The following is a 1,002-nucleotide window of genomic DNA, read 5'->3' on the forward strand; positions in this document are numbered from 1 at the left end:
CCAGAAAAGCGCACCCCTTCGCCGCTCTCTTGGGAGATCGCCCTCAATCCCCAATCGAGTAATCAATAGGTAGATAAAGCATAATAAATATAAATAACAAAAACCTTGACAAAATCGGGGGGGGGGGTAAAATTCGGGGGAATTTAGCTACACAATGTCTTCTATGCCACTCAAAAGTTCCTTTTGCTATTCCGTCGCCCTCGCCACGGTAGCCACCGCCACCCTCGCACCAGTTGCCAGCGCCGCAACTTTTAACTTTTCCTACACCTCCAGCTTAGGAACCATCACTGCGACGGTGGACGGAACCCTGCAACCAGATAACAACACGGTATTCGTCAGTTCTATCAGTAATACCACCTTTAACGGCTCTCCCGCCCCCGCTCTTCCGTTGACAGGTTCTTATGTCGATAGCATTCTTGCTGGTGGTGTTGTAACGGGTCAGGCGGTGCTATCCCTAGACGGATCGGGACTAGATTTTGTCGCTTGTAACACCACGAATTGTAATGATGGATTCGGCTTTTTGCCCGCTGGCCTTATAGGTCCGGTTGACCTTTTCGCTTCCGTCGGTGGCTACGGTAGTCTTCCAGGCGGCGAACCCTTCGTTCTCGCCAATTATTCCCTGACCCCGGTTCCCGAACCAGCGACGGTTCTCGGTTTACTCTCCGTTGCGGGGGTCGGTTTATTGTGCAAAGGCCGGAAACTGGAAAAGTAATTTTGACCGACTAAAAATTAAATTGATTGGGAACGGGTTGTGCGATTGTGGCAGCCCGTTTTAGTCTTTGATCAGGATCGGGAGATCGATCGCACGATTAACCAAAGGGAGTAAATTAGATGGTAGATAAAATCACTGCCAAAGAGATATTGGAACGTTTACGAACCGCTCAACTAAACTTACTCAAACTTACTTAAAAGCCTGAAAGCTTAGTCATTCGTAGTTCGACAGGCTCACTAACAAGTGGGTCAAGCACTACAGGATTAAACGGCAAACCCTTTATTCCCTGG

1 protein-coding gene is annotated in these 1,002 nt (G+C 48.7%); it reads left to right on the plus strand.

Translation table 11 applies throughout. The features are described 5' to 3' along the window. Nucleotides 1-163 precede the first annotated feature (163 nt). A complete protein-coding gene (locus tag IQ242_RS25620) occupies nt 164-712 on the plus strand; it encodes a PEP-CTERM sorting domain-containing protein (RefSeq protein ID WP_193961880.1) in 549 nt (182 codons plus the stop codon). Nucleotides 713-1,002 lie beyond the last annotated feature (290 nt).

It is taken from the genome of Microcystis sp. LEGE 08355, from assembly GCF_015207185.1.
Classification (GTDB): Bacteria; Cyanobacteriota; Cyanobacteriia; order Cyanobacteriales; family Microcystaceae; genus Microcystis; species Microcystis panniformis.